The 16857-nt window shown below is 66.4% G+C and carries 16 protein-coding genes; 7 read left to right on the forward strand and 9 right to left on the reverse strand.

Going from position 1 to position 16857, the window contains the following annotated elements; genetic code table 11:
* Positions 1-25: 25 nt before the first annotated feature.
* Entirely contained in the window at positions 26-199 is a 174-nt protein-coding gene (locus ACIPEQ_RS05185; RefSeq protein ID WP_402714350.1) for an Rv0909 family putative TA system antitoxin, read from the reverse strand.
* 184 nt (positions 200-383) lie between these two features.
* On the opposite strand from ACIPEQ_RS05185, the gene ACIPEQ_RS05190 reads away from it, so the two are divergent.
* The gene (locus tag ACIPEQ_RS05190) at positions 384-1688 is read left to right on the forward strand and encodes an adenylosuccinate synthase (RefSeq protein WP_209680057.1); all 1305 of its coding nucleotides are present in this window, start codon (positions 384-386) and stop codon (positions 1686-1688) included.
* 2 nt (positions 1689-1690) lie between these two features.
* Positions 1691-2248 (forward strand): low molecular weight phosphatase family protein, encoded by a 558-nt coding sequence (locus tag ACIPEQ_RS05195; RefSeq protein WP_250366825.1) that lies wholly within the window; start codon positions 1691-1693, stop codon positions 2246-2248.
* A 63-nt stretch (positions 2249-2311) separates the two neighbouring features.
* Here ACIPEQ_RS05195 and ACIPEQ_RS05200 read toward each other — a convergent pair whose 3' ends face one another.
* Together ACIPEQ_RS05200 and ACIPEQ_RS05205 are read right to left on the reverse strand one after the other, a co-directional pair.
* Positions 2312-3310, reverse strand: a complete 999-nt coding sequence (locus ACIPEQ_RS05200) for a nuclease-related domain-containing protein (RefSeq protein WP_402714351.1) — start codon at positions 3308-3310, stop codon at positions 2312-2314.
* Between the two features lie 96 nt (positions 3311-3406).
* Positions 3407-4126 carry a lysostaphin resistance A-like protein gene (locus ACIPEQ_RS05205; RefSeq protein ID WP_402714352.1) on the reverse strand — a complete coding sequence of 240 codons (720 nt, stop codon included), beginning with the start codon at positions 4124-4126 and terminating at the stop codon, positions 3407-3409.
* A gap of 153 nt (positions 4127-4279) precedes the next feature.
* On the opposite strand from ACIPEQ_RS05205, the gene ACIPEQ_RS05210 reads away from it, so the two are divergent.
* The 5 genes from ACIPEQ_RS05210 (at position 4280) to ACIPEQ_RS05230 (ending at position 10464) form a co-directional block, all read left to right on the forward strand.
* On the forward strand, positions 4280-5728 hold the full coding sequence (locus ACIPEQ_RS05210) for a polysaccharide biosynthesis tyrosine autokinase (protein WP_126890155.1): 1449 nt from the start codon (positions 4280-4282) through the stop codon (positions 5726-5728).
* A 15-nt stretch (positions 5729-5743) separates the two neighbouring features.
* Positions 5744-6691, forward strand: coding sequence for a hypothetical protein (locus tag ACIPEQ_RS05215; protein ID WP_209680044.1), 948 nt, complete (start codon positions 5744-5746; stop codon positions 6689-6691).
* Positions 6692-6704: 13 nt separating this feature from the next.
* Positions 6705-8171: a sugar transferase gene (locus tag ACIPEQ_RS05220; RefSeq protein ID WP_402714353.1), complete on the forward strand. Its 1467-nt coding sequence runs from the start codon at positions 6705-6707 to the stop codon at positions 8169-8171.
* Positions 8171-9664, forward strand: a complete 1494-nt coding sequence (locus ACIPEQ_RS05225) for a lipopolysaccharide biosynthesis protein (protein ID WP_402714354.1) — start codon at positions 8171-8173, stop codon at positions 9662-9664. The genes ACIPEQ_RS05220 and ACIPEQ_RS05225 overlap by 1 nt, the downstream gene beginning before the upstream one ends.
* A 140-nt stretch (positions 9665-9804) precedes the next feature.
* Complete coding sequence (locus ACIPEQ_RS05230) at positions 9805-10464, forward strand: polysaccharide pyruvyl transferase family protein (protein WP_402714806.1); 660 nt, start codon at positions 9805-9807, stop codon at positions 10462-10464.
* Between the two features lie 33 nt (positions 10465-10497).
* Here the strand turns inward: ACIPEQ_RS05230 and ACIPEQ_RS05235 are convergent, their stop codons facing one another.
* The 6 genes from ACIPEQ_RS05235 to ACIPEQ_RS05260 form a co-directional block, all read right to left on the reverse strand.
* Positions 10498-11508, reverse strand: a complete 1011-nt coding sequence (locus ACIPEQ_RS05235) for a glycosyltransferase (protein ID WP_402714355.1) — start codon at positions 11506-11508, stop codon at positions 10498-10500.
* A 49-nt stretch (positions 11509-11557) separates the two neighbouring features.
* Positions 11558-12907 (reverse strand): hypothetical protein, encoded by a 1350-nt coding sequence (locus ACIPEQ_RS05240; protein WP_402714356.1) that lies wholly within the window; start codon positions 12905-12907, stop codon positions 11558-11560.
* Positions 12904-13911 (reverse strand): glycosyltransferase, encoded by a 1008-nt coding sequence (locus tag ACIPEQ_RS05245; protein ID WP_402714357.1) that lies wholly within the window; start codon positions 13909-13911, stop codon positions 12904-12906. Before ACIPEQ_RS05245 ends, ACIPEQ_RS05240 begins: the two co-directional genes overlap by 4 nt.
* Positions 13908-14906: a hypothetical protein gene (locus ACIPEQ_RS05250; protein WP_402714358.1), complete on the reverse strand. Its 999-nt coding sequence runs from the start codon at positions 14904-14906 to the stop codon at positions 13908-13910. Before ACIPEQ_RS05250 ends, ACIPEQ_RS05245 begins: the two co-directional genes overlap by 4 nt.
* Positions 14907-14977: 71 nt before the next feature.
* On the reverse strand, positions 14978-16156 hold the full coding sequence (locus ACIPEQ_RS05255) for a glycosyltransferase family 4 protein (protein ID WP_402714359.1): 1179 nt from the start codon (positions 16154-16156) through the stop codon (positions 14978-14980).
* Positions 16153-16632, reverse strand: coding sequence for an acetyltransferase (locus ACIPEQ_RS05260; RefSeq protein WP_402714360.1), 480 nt, complete (start codon positions 16630-16632; stop codon positions 16153-16155). The genes ACIPEQ_RS05255 and ACIPEQ_RS05260 overlap by 4 nt, the downstream gene beginning before the upstream one ends.
* Positions 16633-16857 lie beyond the last annotated feature (225 nt).

Consider the following 16857-nt stretch of genomic DNA (forward strand, 5'->3'; position numbering starts at 1 on the left):
CCTCCCGTCTCGTTCGTGGTCCGGACTACTGCCCGATCTTGTCGTCGGCGGCCTGCTCGGCCTTGTCGACCTGGTCGCCGTGGCCACCGCCGGTGGCCTTGTCGGCCGCGTCCGCGGCCTTGCCGAGACCGGCGTCGGTCGCCTGCTCGCCCTTGTCGCTGTTCGCGAAGTCCTTGGCCTTGTCACCGAGGTCACTCATGTGGTGCTCCCTTGCTCGTCCGATCTGACACGGACGACGGTGCGCCGGGAGTGCCGGACGGGCTCCCAGGTGCGGGACCGGTTCTCCACAGGCGGGTGGCGTGCAGGTGGACAGCCGATAGACTCGGGTGGACCATCGGCCCAGCCCGCCGGTGCGGTCCTCCGCCAACGTGAGGAGAACCTCCATGCCCGCAGCAGTCATCATCGGTGCCCAGTGGGGTGACGAGGGCAAGGGGAAGGCAACCGACCTCCTCGGCTCGCGCATCGACTACGTCGTGAAGTTCAACGGCGGCAACAACGCCGGCCACACCGTCGTCGTCGGTGGCGAGAAGTACGCGCTGCACCTGCTGCCGTCCGGCATCCTGACGCCCGGCGTGACCCCGATCATCGGCAACGGCGTCGTCGTCGACCTCGAGGTCCTGTTCCAGGAGCTCGACGCGCTCCGTGCCCGTGGTGTCGACGTCTCGAAGCTCCTGGTGTCCGCGAACGCGCACGTCATCACGCACTACCACCGCACCGTCGACAAGGTGACCGAGCGGTTCCTCGGCAAGCGCCAGATCGGCACCACCGGCCGCGGCATCGGCCCGACCTACGCCGACAAGATCAACCGCGTCGGCATCCGCATCCAGGACATCTTCGACGAGAACATCCTGCGGCAGAAGGTCGAGGCGGCCCTCGACCAGAAGAACCACCTGCTGGTCAAGGTCTTCAACCGTCGCGCGATCGACGCGGACGAGGTCGTCGAGTCGCTGCTGTCCTTCGCCGAGCGCCTGCGCCCGATGGTCGCCGACACCGCGCTCGAGATCCACCGCGCGCTCGAGCGCGGCGACACCGTCCTGTTCGAGGCCGGCCAGGCCACGATGCTCGACGTCGACCACGGCACCTACCCGTTCGTGACGTCGTCGTCGGCGACCGCCGGTGGCGCCGCGACCGGTTCGGGCATCGGCCCGGGCAAGCTCGAGCGCATCATCGGCATCGTCAAGGCGTACACGACCCGCGTCGGCGCCGGTCCGTTCCCGACCGAGCTGTTCGACGAGTCGGGGGAGTTCCTCCGCGCCAACGGCTTCGAGTTCGGCACCACGACCGGTCGTCCGCGTCGCTGCGGCTGGTACGACGCCCCGATCGCCCGGTACACGGCCCGCATCAACGGTGTGACCGACTTCGTGCTGACGAAGCTCGACGTGCTGACCGGCCTCGAGACCATCCCGGTCTGCGTGGCGTACGAGGTCGACGGCCAGCGCGTGGACGAGGTCCCCGTGAACCAGTCGGACTTCCACCACGCGAAGCCGATCTACGAGGAGTTCCCCGGCTGGACCGAGGACATCACCGGCGCCCGCTCGTTCGACGACCTGCCGAAGACCGCGCAGGACTACGTGCTCGCGGTCGAGGCGATGTCGGGCGCGCGGATCTCGGCGATCGGCGTCGGCCCGGGCCGTGACGCGATCGTGGTCCGCCACGACCTGCTCGGTACCGGCGAGACTGCTGCGTGAGCATGCGGATCCTGTTCGTCTGCAGCGGCAACATCTGCCGCTCGCCCCTCGGCGCCCAGGTGCTCGAGGCTCGGCTCGGCCCGGACGCCCCGGCGTTCACGGTCGAGTCGGCCGGCACCATCGCCGACGACGGCGCCCTGATGGACGAGACGGCTGCGGCGCAGTCCGCCCGACTCGGCGGTGACCCCACGACGCACCGGTCGCGCTACCTGACCGAGCAGATCGCGGCGTCGGCCGACCTCGTGCTCACCGCGGAGCGCTCGCACCGTGCGGCCGTGGTGTCGCTCGCGCCGCGGGCAGCGAAGCGGGCGTTCACGATCAAGCAGTTCGCGCGGGTGCTCGACGGGCTCGAGCCGGGCGACCTGGCCGGCATCGAGACCGCGCAGGACCTGGTCGACCGGGTCGCTCGGCTCCGGGGGACCGTGCTGCCGCCCGCCGACCCGGCTGACGACGACGTGGACGACCCCTACCGTCGGTCCGAGGACACGCACGTGCGGGTCGCCGACGAGATCGACGCGGCGCTCACGCCCATCGCGGACGCCTTGCGCGCGCTGCGCTGACCCCGCCCCACTCCGGGAACGACGAAGCCCCCGCCTCGGTGGCGGGGGCTTCGTCGCGTCTGCTCACGCCTCCGGCAGGCGGTACGTCCCGACGGTGATCGTGTGCGCGCCCTGGCCGGCCAGCTGTCGCACCACGGCGTCGGTGCGTGCCCGGTTCGGCACGGCGTGCTTCCGGGCCAGGTCCATCACGAGGCCGCGCAGTTCGTTGTCGTTCGTCACCACGGCCGTCGTCGCCGAACGTCCGGTCGGTGTCGTGCTCGTGCTGCGGTCCTCCGGGTTGACGTACGCAGCGGCGTCGCCGGAGTAGAACACGCACGAGTCGACCCACTGCGGCCCGTTGCCGTCCGCGTCGGCCAGGAACCGCTGCAGGCGTCGGGCCTGCTGGCGGACCTGACGGGTCGGGGCGTTCCCACCGGACTGCACGCGGACCTGCCACCAGTGCTCGACGTCGTCAGCGTGGTCGAGGACGCGACGACTGCGCACCTGGATCGCGAAGGACCCGGTCAGCGACGACTCGTCGAGCAGGTTGCGGAAGGCGTGGTGCACGGCGCTCGGCTTGCGACCGTCGAACACGATCCCGTTCCACCGCTTGTTCTCGATGACCAGCACGTGCCCGGACTCGAACACGAGCACGTGGTCGAGCTGTGCGGCGTAGCTGCGATCACGGTCCCGCTCGCCCTGGGCCACGGGCACGAAGACGACGTTGGTCAGCAGCGCGCCGTTGATGCCGGCGGCCTTGCAGACCTCGAGGATCGTGCGCTGCGAGGCCTCCTCCCACCGCATGCCCGTCCGGGCGAGGGCACGACCGGCCTCGGCCTCGGTGAGGGCCTGCTGCCGGGCGGCCTCGACACCGGCGAGCTGACGGCCGTGCTCGGCCTCGGCGGCGGCGGTCTGCTCGCGGTGTTCCCGCTCGAGGGTGCCGGTGCGGTGGTCCAGCCGGACCTCGGCGTCGGACAGGGCGGCACGGTGGGAGGACTGGGTCCGCCGCAGGACGATCACCAGGACGACCACGACGATCGCGAGCCCCCCGGCGACCACCCACGGCACGAGGTCGCTGGTCATGGGACCACCTCACCACGACGCAGCGCGCGCGGGGCCGCGGGCTGCGGCGAGTCCGGCAGGACGCCGTGCGGTCAGCGCGGCCAGGCCGGTCCGGGCTCAGCGCGGCCAGGTCGCGACGACCGCCACCGCGTTGAACAGCACGTGCGCCACGATCGCGCCCCCGATGCGGTTCGTCATCGCGACCAGGGTGCCGGTGAGCAGCCCGAGCACGAAGGTCGTCAGGAACACCTGCACCCCGCCGAGCGACGTCGTCGCCGACCCCAGGAACAGGTGCGCCAGCGCGAACAGGAACGCCGTCACGAGCACGGCCAGCCAGCGCGTCCGCGGAGTGAGCTCGGCGGCGAGCAGGCGCTGGAACAGTCCGCGGAAGAACAGTTCCTCGAGCACGGGGCTGATCAGCACGATGCCGACCGCCGACACGAGCAGCAGCCCGACGTCGGGGGTGCCGAGCGACGGTGCGGGCTGCAACCCGGTCGTCCCGGTGAACGACAGCGCGAGCACGGCGTCGAACACCCGCGCCAGGATGACGATCCCGAGCGCGAACACGAGGTCGCCGAGCTCGATGCGGAACCGCCCGAACAGGTCGCGGCCCGTGCGACGAACGACCCAGATGATGCCGAACACCAGCGGCACCCAGACCGCGACGTTGCCGAGCAGCACCTGCAGCACCGGGCCGGGGATGGCTCCGCGCAGCGTCAGGTTGCTGACGATCCGGGCGAGCACGACGGCCACGACGAGGGCGATCAGCAGGGCGACGAGGTCGCGTTGCCGGGTGGTCGAGGGCTCGGTGGCGGCCGCTTCCGGCTCGGAGGTCATGGGGCGAGCGTAGAGGACGACCGACGCGGATCGGCGAGAACAGCCGAGCAGACCTCATCCGTGTGACACTATTCACTAGCCGACTGCTGGGAGAACCCCTGCGGAGCCTGTGCGGGACCACGGGAACGGCGAGGATCGGGGAAGGCGGGCCGCGTGGAACTGCGCGACTACATCACTGTGCTCCGCAAGGGGTGGGTGCTCATCGTGGTGCTCGCCCTGGTGGGCGTCGCGGCGGCTGCAGGGTTCTCCCTGCTGAAGAAGCCGGTCTACTCCGCCTCGGCACAGGTGTTCGTCTCCACCGAGACGTCGGGCAGCGCGAGCGACCTGGCGCAGGGCAACACGTTCACGCAGCAGCGCGTGCTGACGTACTCGAACCTGGTGCAGACGCCGATCGTGCTCCTGCCGGTCATCTCGTCGCTCGGGCTCGACATGAACGCCGACCAGCTGGCGACGATGGTCTCGGCGACGGCGCCGACGAGCACCACGCTCATCTCGATCACCGTGCAGGGCACCGACCCGGTGCAGGCGACCGAGATCGCCAACGCGACCTCGCAGAGCCTGACGAACGTGGTGCAGGACATCGAGGCCACGGACGCGAACGGCACGAGCACCGTCAAGCTCACCCGCGTGAAGCAGGCCGACGTGCCGCTCAAGCCGGTCAGCCCCAACGTCCCCGTGAACATCGCCCTCGGTCTGCTCGTCGGTCTGGCGCTCGGCGTCGGCATCGCCGTGCTGCGCGAGACGCTCGACAACCGCGTCCGCGTCGAGACCGACGTCGAGAAGATCAGCGACAAGCCGGTCGTCGGCGGCATCGCGTTCGACAGCAAGGCATCCGAGCGGCCCCTGATCGTGCAGGTCGACCCGCGCAGCCCGCGTGCCGAGTCCTTCCGCACGCTCCGCACGAACCTGCAGTTCCTCGACCTCGGCACCGGCTCGCGCACGTTCGTCATGACGTCGTCGATGCAGTCCGAGGGCAAGAGCACCACGGTCGCGAACCTGGCGATCGCGCTCGACAGCGCCGGCTTCAAGGTCATCCTGATCGACGCCGACCTCCGCCGCCCCCGCGTCGGCGAGTACATGGAGGTCGACAGTGCTGTCGGCCTGACCGACGTGCTCATCGGTCGTGCGACCCTCGAGGACGTCGCACAGCCCTGGGGCCGTGGCAACCTGGTCGTGCTCCCCGCCGGTCAGATCCCGCCGAACCCGTCGGAGCTCCTCGGCTCGAAGGCCATGCAGGACCTCATCACGACGCTCGAGCAGCAGTTCGACTACGTGCTGTTCGACGCACCGCCGCTGCTGCCCGTCACCGACGCCGCGATCCTGTCGAAGAAGGCGTCCGGCGCCATCCTCGCGGTCGCGTCCGGCAAGACCCACAAGGGCCAGCTCGCCGCTGCGGTCGCGTCGCTCGAGAACGTCGGCGCCCCGATCGCCGGCTTCGTCATCACGATGATGCCGGTCAAGGGCCCGGGCGCGTACGGCTACGGCCGGTACGGCTACGGCTACGGGTACGGCCTGGACGAGGCGGAGCCGCCCCAGCCGACCACCAAGGCGCCGAAGAAGGCGCGGGGCAAGCTCGGCACGCTGCGCCGAGCCGACCGCTGAGACCAGGGGGACGACATGCGTGCAGGCCGGGGGGCCCGAGGCCTCGGCGACACCACGAGACGCAACACCCTGATCGGCGCCGCCGTCGCGGTGGTGCTGCTCGTCGTGGTCGACGTCGTGCTCGTCGCGATGGCGCTCGGCCACACCACGCCCGGAGCCGTCGGCACACCCCGTCCCGCCCCCACGTTCGGGGTGTCGCCCGAGGGGACGCCGTCGGCGTCCCCCACCCCGTCGCCGAGCGCGACCGCACAGGGCGAGGCGGCGGGGGAGAGCCGCCGCCTGCTGTCCGCAGTGGACGGACGGGAGGCATGGCGCGCCTCCAGTGCGACCTGTCCCGTCGCGCAGGTGGTGCTGGAGCACACCGTCGACGGGGGAGCGACGTGGACGCCCGTCACGCTCGGTGAGGACGTGCGCGCCCTGTGGGGCATGCGTGCGACGACCGACGGGCTGTCGCTGCTCGAGGCCGTCGGTGACGACTGCGCGCCGACGGAGCGGACGACCACGGACGACGGTGCGACCTGGAAGGCGGCCGCTGCCGGCGCGGCAGGCGCCGGCATCACGCCGGACGGCGTGCGACTCGGCAGCACCACGGTGGCGAACCCGTGCCCGCAGCCGCTCGACGCGTTCCAGGGCACCACCACCACGGTCGTCGTCTGCGACGGCCAGGTGGAGTGGCGGACCGGGACCGCGGCGTGGGTGGACGTGCCGCTCGGCGGCGTCCGCGGTGTCGCGGTCGACGGGAGCTCGTACACGCTCGCGCGCATCGGGAACCCGGAGTGCGACGGCGTGCAGTTCGAGACGATGACGGCGGTCGGCGTGACGCCGGCGACGCCGACCACCCCGGTCGGGTGCAGTGACGCGCGGACCGAGGGGCCGATCGCGATCGACCGCGCCGGTCAGGCCGTCTGGATCTGGGCGGGTGACGAGGTGCTCGTGTCCACGGACGGCGGCAAGACGTGGTGAGCCGGAGGTCCTGGTGACCGTGCAGGGCGAGCGCGCCGCGACCACTCCGGCGAGCACGCTGGAGTGGAGCCGTCGGTACTCGCGCCGCGTGCTGGTCACCGACCTGCTCGCCCTGATCTGGGTCGTCTTCGGCGTGCAGATCGCCTGGCTCGGCTTCAGCTCGAACCTCACGACCAACACCGCCGACCTGCGCTTGAGCTACTTCGCGATCTCGATCGTCGTCATCGCCGTGTGGATGACCGGCCTGGCCGTCTACGACACCCGAGGGCCGCGCGTCATCGGTGTGGGCAGCACGGAGTACCGCCTGGTCGCCGACGCCAGCGTGCGCGTCTTCGGTTTCATCGCCATCGCGGCGTACCTGCTCCGCGTCGACCTGGCCCGTGGGTACGTCCTCATCGCGTTCCCCGTCGGCATCCTCGTCCTGCTGCTGTCCCGCTGGATGTGGCGCCAGTGGCTCGTGGCCGAGCGGAAGCACGGCGGGTACTCCGCCAGGGTGCTGCTCGTCGGCTCGACCGCGAGCGTCCTGCACATCGGCCGCGAGCTCGCACGCTCACCGGAGGCCGGCTACCGCGTGGTCGGCGCTGCCGTGGCCAGCGGCACGAGGGGCGTGCTGCCCGGCTCCACCATCGAGAGCCACGGTGGCATCGACGACGTCGCCGAGGCCCTCGCGGCCACCGGCGCCGACACGGTCGTCATCACCAGCTCCGACGACCTGCCGCCGGAGCGCGTGCGGCAGCTCAGCTGGTCGCTCGAGCCCGGCCGGCAGCACCTGGTGGTCGCACCGAGCCTGACGGACATCGGTGGTCCCCGCATCCACACCCGCCCGGTGCAGGGTCTGCCCCTCATCCACGTCGAGACACCGACCTACTCCGGCCGGAAGCTCTACACGAAGCGTGCCTTCGACCTGGTCGGCTCGGCGCTGCTCATCATCGTGCTCTCCCCGGTCCTGATCCTGCTCGCGATCCTGGTGAAGGCCGGCTCTCCAGGGCCGGTCTTCTTCCGCCAGGAACGTGTCGGGCTCAACGGTGGGACCTTCCACATGATCAAGTTCCGCTCCATGGTGGTCGACGCCGAGGCCCGCCTGCAGGAACTCAGCGCGCTCGACCGAGCAGAGGGCAACACCGTCCTCTTCAAGATGAAGAACGACCCCCGCGTCACCCGTGTCGGTGCGTTCATGCGGCGGTACAGCCTGGACGAGGTGCCGCAGCTGTTCAACGTGCTGCTCGGCAACATGTCGCTCGTCGGGCCTCGCCCGCCGCTCGCCAGCGAGGTCGAGCGGTACGACTCCCACGTCCATCGGCGCTTCCTCGTGAAGCCGGGGATGACGGGGCTGTGGCAGGTCAGCGGACGGTCGGACCTGTCGTGGGAGGACTCGGTGCGGTTGGACCTCTACTACGTGGAGAACTGGGCCATCGTCGGGGACCTGGTGATCCTCTGGCGGACTGCGCGCGCTGTAGTGCGCTCGCAGGGGGCCTACTGATGACCGCCAGGGATGCCGCGTCCCCGTCTCTTGGTGGCCAGGCGGCTCGTGGTGCCGGAAGTACCATGCTCGGGCAGGTCATCCGCATCGCCCTGCAGCTGCTCTCCGTCGTCGTGCTGGCCCGATTCCTCGACCCCAGGGACTACGGCATCGTCGCGATGGTCACGGCGGTGATCGGTATCGCCGACGTCGTGCGCGACTTCGGCCTGTCTTCCGCCGCGGTGCAGGCGGCCTCACTCAGCAAAGCTGAACGAGATCAGCTCTTTTGGACGAACACCGGCCTGGGTGCTCTGCTCACCGGACTGTGCTGTTTATGCGCTCCGCTCCTCGCGGCTCTGTATGGCGACCAATCGATCGTCGCGGTGACGATTGCGCTTTCAGGCACCTTTCTCGTCAACGGTATGGCCAGCCAATACCGAGCCAGCTTGATGAGATCGTTACAATTTGGACGGGTCGCGACGGCGGACGTGTTGGCAGCTGCAGTGGGGCTCGCGGCGGCGGTTGTCTACGCGATCTTGTCACCGACCTACTGGGCCATCGTGGTGCAACAGACGAGCGTGGCGGTCGTGGGGCTTCTAGTTGTGGTTGGTTTCGCGCGATGGTTGCCTGGTCGTCCTCGTAAGGCGGTGCCGCTTCGTCGCTTCTACCGGTACGGCGGGAATCTGAGTGCCGCGCAACTTATGGTGTACCTCACCAGCAATCTTGATTCGGTCCTGTTGGGCGTCATGGCCGGGCCGACGGTCCTCGGGCAGTACAATCGAGCTTTCCAGCTGTTCATGTTGCCGCTACGGCAGATCAGCGCACCCGCCACGCGCGTCGCATTACCGGTGCTGTCGCGACTGCAACACGACGCCAAACGATTCGATGAATTCCTGTTGCGGGGACAAGCCGTTGTCGTCCACGTCGTGGTCTTCGCCTTGATGTTCGCGGGCGCCTTCGCAGATTCGCTGATCCCCTTGGTGCTCGGCCCTGGGTGGGAAGGCGTCATCCCGATCTTCCAAATCCTGACATTCGCTGGGATAGCGCAGGTTGCGGGATACGCCTCCTACTGGGTCTTCCTGGCGAGGGGGCTGACCGGTTCCAATCTCCGCTTCTCGCTCGCGACTCGGCCCTTCTTCATTGCAGCCATCGTCGTCGGGAGTTTCTACGGGGCGGCAGGGACTGCTGTTGGGGTGGCCGCAGGGACCGCGCTGGCTTGGGTGGCTGGCCTCGCGTGGGTGTCGCGCGTCGCAGAGGCGCCTGGAATCCAGATGTTCATCAACGCGGCGCGTCCGGTCCTGGTGTACGGCGTAGCGAGCTACGGCGCCTCCTGGGCGATCCGACAATACGACCTCAGCTCCGCTCCTGTCGGTGTCACGGGTATCGGCCTCGTCGCAGTACTCGCGATGGCATGTATGGCGTACTTCTCCTGGCCCGGATTCCGGAGGGATGTGCGCGGTTTGGCGCAGGTTGTGTCTTTGATGAAGTCCAGGGGAAGGCTCAGCGGGTCATGATTGAGAACGTCACGGGGGTTCCAGTCTTGTTCTGGAACCCGCGGGAAAAGGCAGGTCCAGGAATCGCGGGACGCCGTGTGAGGTACGGGCGCCGGGTGCAGAACTTCGGTGACTTACTCGGCCCGCTCGTAGTGCGGCGCATGGTTGCACGCCTTGATCTCGCTCGACCTGTCTTTCCCAGGCGCCGACGTCTGGTAGCGATAGGTTCCGTCATCCATCTGGCGCGGGGGAAGGATGTCATATGGGGAGCCGGCGTGAACGGCAAGATGTTGCATGCGCTGGGCAGAGTCCAAACCCTGGATGTTCGGGCCGTTCGAGGGCCTCGGACGCGCGAGCGCTTGTTATCGCTTGGAGTGCCCTGCCCGCCAATTTACGGCGATCCGGCACTGCTGATCCCTCACCTGATGCAGGCCGATCACGATGGCCGACCGCAAGAGCGCGACATCGCGCTGACGCATGTTCCAAACCTGAACGACCGCGAGAGCCACGGTCCGGTGACGCTCGATCCCCGGTCCTCGTTGGAAGATTGCATCGATCGCATCAGGCGTAGTGAGCTGGTGGTCGGGTCGTCGCTTCACGGCGTCATCATTGCGGAAGCGTTCGGGGTGCCAGCGATATTGATCGCTCCCAAGCACGAGGACATGTTCAAGTACGAGGACTACTACGGCGGAACTGGGCGTCAGTCGTTCCAAGTGGCCGGAAGCATTGATGAAGCGGTCAACGCTGAACTCAACGACCCGCCGGTGTTCGACCCTGCTGCGCTGATGGGGGCTTTCCCAGTAGACCTGTGGCGAGCTTGAACCTGGCTGTTCCGCGACCAGCGCACGGTCCGGTCACGCAGTTCTGACGATCTGCGACAGGCCGTCTCGGAAACGCTCCTCCGAAAACTCTCTTGCCCGCTCCTGAAGCCGTCCCGCACGCGTCCGATCGTCGGCGGCACGGATCGCGGCGTCGAAGTCCGTACCGGTTGCAGTCGGGTCGAAGAACACGTTGCCCTCCCCTGTCTCCCGCAGGATGGGCTCGTCTGCGCAGAGTGCCACGACGCCCTGGCTGTTGGCCTCGAGGATCGGCCAACAGAACCCCTCGTACTTTGAGGTCTGGATGAGAAGACGCGAGGATCGGTATTCCTCGAGGAGCGTCGCGTCCGGAACGTTCTGCACAGTACGGACTTGACTCGAAGGATGACCGTTTGCCCGGATTATGAGCTGTTCCTCCGGTGTCAACGACGGTCCAATGATGACGAGATCGAGTTGTTGCGTCAATTGTCGATTGAGTTCGCACCAAGTCCTGATAGCAAGATCTCGGCGCTTCCGCCAACCCACGGTCGAAACGATCAGGGCTTGAGTCCGGTCCTCCCGGTCGACGCTGTGCTCGAGGAATCGATCGTCCAGGGGATTCGGCAGCACGGGGTCGCCTGTTCTCCCCGTCAGGCGCTCGAGATCGCTGGCGGTTGCGCGACTGACCGAAACGATCGTGCCGGCTCGTGCAAGAGATGACAGGATCCATCTCTGGAGGATCCTCCCGCTACCACGCGTCTGATGCTCGGGCAACTCGCCTACAGCGGCACGGACGGCGATGAGGTCATGGCATGTGACGATCGCCCTCTCCGTTGACCTCAGGAAGGTGAGGTACGGGCTGTCGCTGTGGTCCGCGACGTGGATGATCCCTTCGCGGTCGAGCCGCCGGAGACGAAACGGGAAGAGCAGATACTTCTCTACGTAGCCGACCCATTTCTGTAGACGGCGAGGAGCGCGTTTGCTCAGGATCGACGGGGGCCTCACGATCTCCGGTCGGTAGCCGAGCGCCTCGTAGGAGCGAGCGAGCAGTTGTGTGTAGCGGTGCATGCTCGGATTGTGACTCTGATGTGCGCCGATGATGAATACGCCACTGCTGTCAGCCACTGATTCGCTCCCTGGTCGACTCTTGATCGGCAGTGTCGCCCGCGTCGCTTGCGCGGACCGATGCCTTTTCGCGGAAGAACCTGTCGAAGGACCGAGTGAACGGAAGGATGAGGAGGAGCACTGCGGAGAGCAGAATGATCCGGTTGACCCGTTGGAGCATGCCGAGCGCACCAAGTTCAAAGAGAGTGGTCGAGAAGACGAACACACACGCTATGAGGAGCGAGTACGGACGACGCGACGCTAGTCCGATCCCCAAAAGAACTGTGGCGATACCCATCAACCCGTTCTCAACGAACACTCCGGGCCAGCCGCCGAGAGCATACCCCTCAGCCGTAGAGCCGGCGGCCAACGAGACATCCTGATACTGGTGCGGGATCGACGAGGTGCGCACCTCGCGTGTCCATCTCTGACCGAGAGCGACATCCTCCGACATTCCCGGGACAACGTATGAGACCGATCGAGAGAGTAAAGCCGGAGCAGACAGCCAGTTGTTGGGTCCGTGTGCCAGCGCGTCCTGCACCGCGCTCACGCCGTCGAATCGCTCGATCAGGGCCACTGACTGTGCCTGAATCTTGCCCAAGGGGCCGGGGTTCACCGCCTCGACACGTTCCGCTGTGTCGATTCCCTTGAGCGGCTGAATGATGAGGAAGCCGATGAGCACGAGGGAACCGAGGAGCAGCAACCGCCTCCTCAGGTGCGGGACACCTCTCCGGTTCCATCGAAGGACGAGCGCCAGCGCCGGGACGATCAACGCGGTCTTCGAACCCTCGCCGAGAGCCGTGACGACCTCCCCGAGAAGGACCGGGACCAACACGAGCGGGAGAGCGCTGTTGCGTCGGTCACGGACCAGGAGGATCAGCATGCCCCCGCCGATCGGTGCGAACGACCTCGCGATCGATGACACTGCCTCGAAGTCCTCAGCGAGAGGCAGGCGGAAGAGCCAGCCGACGCACCAGAAGGTGAAGGCGGCGTACACCAGTGCGCGTGGCTCGCCCTCGGTCACAGGAGTGAAGTTGACTCGATGCTTTGGGAGCAATGTCAGAGCGAGGACGACCGCGACCGTGAAGACGAGCTGACCCGCGCAGACCAGCGCCAGTACGTGCATCAGCGCTTCGGCGTAGCCAACACCCATCATCCGCGAGTCCGCCAGCTCATCCGCGGTCGTTGGGCGCGCGATTACGAGGTAAGCCGGTCGCGCCACGTAGGCGAGGCCCCAGAACACGGCTTGCCCGGTGAGGATCACACTGAGCGGGCCCTTGACATGTCTGGCGATACGAAGCTGCACGACCAACATCAGCGCTTCACAAGCGATCAAGGCCCACGTCGTGATTTCAGGCGTCATGATTCATCCAGGTGTGCCGCAATCTCTCGTGCACGATCGGCGTAGGTGTACGGTCCTTCAATCATCTTCCGCCAGCCGTTCGAGGCGACGGCGGAACTCGTGCGCTGGTCCCTGACAAGTTTCGGAATCAGATCCCAGAGCTCATCGCGATCCTCGAAGAAGAATGCTTCAGATCCTTCGTCGAAGAGTTCAAGGTGCTCTGAGGTACGCTCACCGACGAGCAGCTGACCGGTCGCGGGTGTTTCGAAGGTCCTGTTCGTGTGGGCGTCACGATTGTCGGAGTTCAGGAGAACCAATCCGATCTGCATCGAGTTCGCCGCGGCTGTGTACTTCTCACGTAGGGCCAAAGGCCTGAGGGACACGCCGCGCTTCCCTAAGGGGTACGAACGACGCCACCTCGGTCCGTAGACGATGCTGTCTCCCCGCACGTGAGTAGCGAGGTCGCTCGGAAGGGTGACGCGATCCGGCCGTGCCGCCCCGATGAAGCCGACCTTGAAGTGGCGCTTTTCGAACGAGGTCGTCCTGTGGCGATATCGAGGATCGAAAGCTCCCCAGATGTACAAGACGTCGCGCGCGCCCCTCGAATACAGCTCGGGAACGTTATGTCGTTTGGTGGTGACGATGAGGTCCCACTCCGACTCGTGCATCAGGTACCGAGGAGAGGTGTTCTCTGGATTGCTCACGTCATCGAAGGACAGATGCGCCTTCCTTCCTGGAAGTTCCAGGATGCGCGTCTGGTCGTGATGAATCGTCTTGATGGCGAGCGTGAGATCTGGGGACCAGGATGTGGTCGCGCTCGTCAACTCGGCGTCGAACCGACGTTGCTCGGCCGGTGCGACTTGTTGGAGGCGTCGCTTGTACCACCAGTTTGAGCTGCCCTTAGAAGCATGCACGACACGCGCAGTGCTGACCGACCTCACATCGAAGCCTGCATGCGCAAAGCCTTCGCGGACGCTCCTCGCATTCCGTCCGAGACTCATGTCGCCGAGTACTAGGACCCTCATGGTCGTTCCTTTGACATCGTTGTTGTAGCCCTTTGTCGATGAGGGGGATACGTGCCAGCAAGGGACTCGTAAACCGCGATGTGCGCTGCGATCGCTTCCGGCCAGAATCGGCGCCGGAGCGAGGGACGGTCCGAGCGGACATCCTGGATGCTGGCTTCGAGCAGATCAGCGGCGTCGAGGGGAGGGGTGAACAGACGCACCCATTGCTCACCGAATTCGTCCTGCAAGGCTCTGTTCGAGGGAGTGACCGGTACGAGGAGTGGCTTCCCCAGGCTCAGCGCGAGGATGGCTGCTCCTGAGTTGTACATCTCTGGGTTCGGAAGCACCACCCATCGCGTTGCTCGGATGGCAGCTTGCAGGTCGGGTTCGGACAGGAAATGTGGTTCGACATCGATGTTGCCCGGTCCGGAGGATGCTGCATCGCGGAGGTGTGCGGCGTACGCAGTAGACGCTTGGCCGACCAAACGGAGCGAGAACTCCGCTGGCATCTGGTTGAAAGCCCCGATGAGTTGCTCGATCGCTTTGTACGGTCGGAGAAGGCCGAAGAAGAGGAAATCACATCGCTTCGCTGCTGCAAGTGCCTCCTCCGGTACCTCGACCTGTTTGTACTCGCCGTGAAGAATTGTGGACGACGCAATGTCGAGGTCGTTTTCGGGCGACGCATTGATGTAGACAACGTGATCTACGCGGCTGCGGAATAGGCGAAGGAACAGGCGTTCGAGAGCCCCGCCGTTTTCATGCGGATCGCGATTGTGCTGCGTCCAGACGATCTTCGCTCGGAGTCGGCGTGGTAGCAGGAAGAAGACAATTGCAAAGCAGTACTTCGCAACCCTCTTCGGCCGACTGCCACCCCGGATCAAGCTCTCCGGCCAATGAACATGAAGCACGTCGACCTTGCGGCCGACGAGTTTGATCCGGTCGAGCAGGAGAAGGTCCGTCACCGGTCGTAGGCCGGCGGCCAACATCGAGATGTAGGGATTTGTCTCGGAGGTCATCTCCGGGACGGACAGCATCACGGTCAGGCGCGATCGATTCCTGTTCCGTCGACGCCTCTGCGTCGAGATTTTCACCTCTTGGTCCTCATCCGGCGTTCCGAGGAAGACAGCCGAGATCGAGTTGTGTAGATGTCCGTGAGTGATCTTCGAATGGCGTCATCGCCAAATTCACGGTCACTCAACCGCAGCGCGGCTTCGCTGAAGTTCTTGTAGTCCGGCGAGTGAAGGATCTGATGGACGGCCGCGGCGACGGCGCCCGCATCGCCGTCAGGAGTGACGATCCCCGCCCCGTTGTCGCGGACCTTTCCGGCGAGAGCGGACGACTCGGACACCACCACGGGGACACCCGAAGACAAGGCGGCGACCAGTACATTGCCCCAGGGTTCGGCCTCCGCCGTCAGGACGAAGACTCCGGCTCGACGGAGCCGGTCCGGAACGTCCGATGCAGGGAGAGTGCCCTCGTACCGCAGGTTGGTCAGCTCGCGGTGGAGGGCGGCCTGCAATTCGCCCTGGTCTGGCCCGATCAGTGCGTACTGCTCTGGCCAGCCATGTCCGAGAGCGGCGGCGGCCGCGTCGGCGAAGACCCCGACTCTCTTTCGGGGATGGAGCCTTGCGAGGAACAACGCCTCAAGCGTGGAGGGAGCCTGTAGCGCGTTGCCCGGGTTCGGCGCGGTCACGCCTCGGAGGAGTGGGTTGCCGAGGACAGCGATGCTGCCGGGACGGATGTTGAACCTTCGTTCCAGGTCGTCGCGTTCTTTGCCGGTGAGAGCAAGGATGACGTCCGCACCCCTCATGAGCGGACCGAGGGCGAGGTCGAAGATGCGGTGCGGGACGCTCGAACGGGAGGTGAGCATTCCGTGAGGCTGCGCGATCACCGGCTTGTGCAGGACGAACGCGAAGAGGAGCGCCAGTATCGGGAGCGGCTCGCGGCCGACACTGATGTGCACGACGCGGGCGCGGTGGATGGCTCGAAGGAGGCTACCGGCCGCGCGGAACGAGAAGATCGACGGTGTTCCCAGCCGAGCGATCATCGAGACCGGTGGAGAGGCTGTCAGATACCGTCGTCCTGCGGTGTCCTTGAAGCTGTCGGCCGTTAGGTGAGGTGCGAATAAGACAGACGACGGGAAGACTGCGCTCATCAATTCGATCTGAGCACGGGCTGTGTCGAACGGTCCGCCGTATCGACCCGTACTGCTACCGAGAGCGACCACTCGGAGAACTCCGTCTTCGCGCTCTGCCCGCTTGCTCATGCTTGCTGCTGACGGAAGCGCGGGCGGGTCACGTACGCGGAACGGTCGCTACCGAGCACGGTGTTGCATGGCACGTTCTGCTGCACGACTGTCATGGGCTCGATGAGCGACGACCTGCCGATCGTGACGCCTCCCAGGATCATGCATCTGGATGTGACCCATGTGCCCGCCTCAATGAGGATCGGTCGTGTCACGAGGCCCATATCTGACCTGTGGCGGTGGCTGCCGGTGGTCAAGAAGCTCTCCTGAGAGATGACGACGTCGTGCTCGATCACGACCTGATCTTGGTTGTGAATCCAGACCCCCTCTCCGATCCAGGTGTCTGCACCGACGACGAGCTTCCAAGGGAACCGCACACGCGTTCGCGGGCGGAAGATGACTCCCGGTCCGATCTGCGCTCCGAAGAGGCGGAGGACCGTGACCCGCAGTCGCGAGCTAATCTGCCAAGGATTCGTGACGAACAGCAGTTCGGCCACGCTCCATGCATAGACGCGGACTCGCGACACCCCCCAGGTCTGGCGATCGCCGGGTGCATCACGTAGACGCACGATCGGAGGGAAGACCGATGTGTCATCCGCTCTCATAAGTGGCCCCTGTCTTTGGTCGCTGGCGCCGCGCCAGCATGTCGAGCGGCCGAGCCACCCGAGCGTCCCTCGTGTACATAGTAAGCAGGTGCGTGCGGAGGGCCCACTCGGAGCGTC

The organism is Curtobacterium sp. NPDC087080 (genome assembly GCF_044745105.1).
Classification (GTDB): domain Bacteria; phylum Actinomycetota; class Actinomycetes; order Actinomycetales; family Microbacteriaceae; genus Curtobacterium.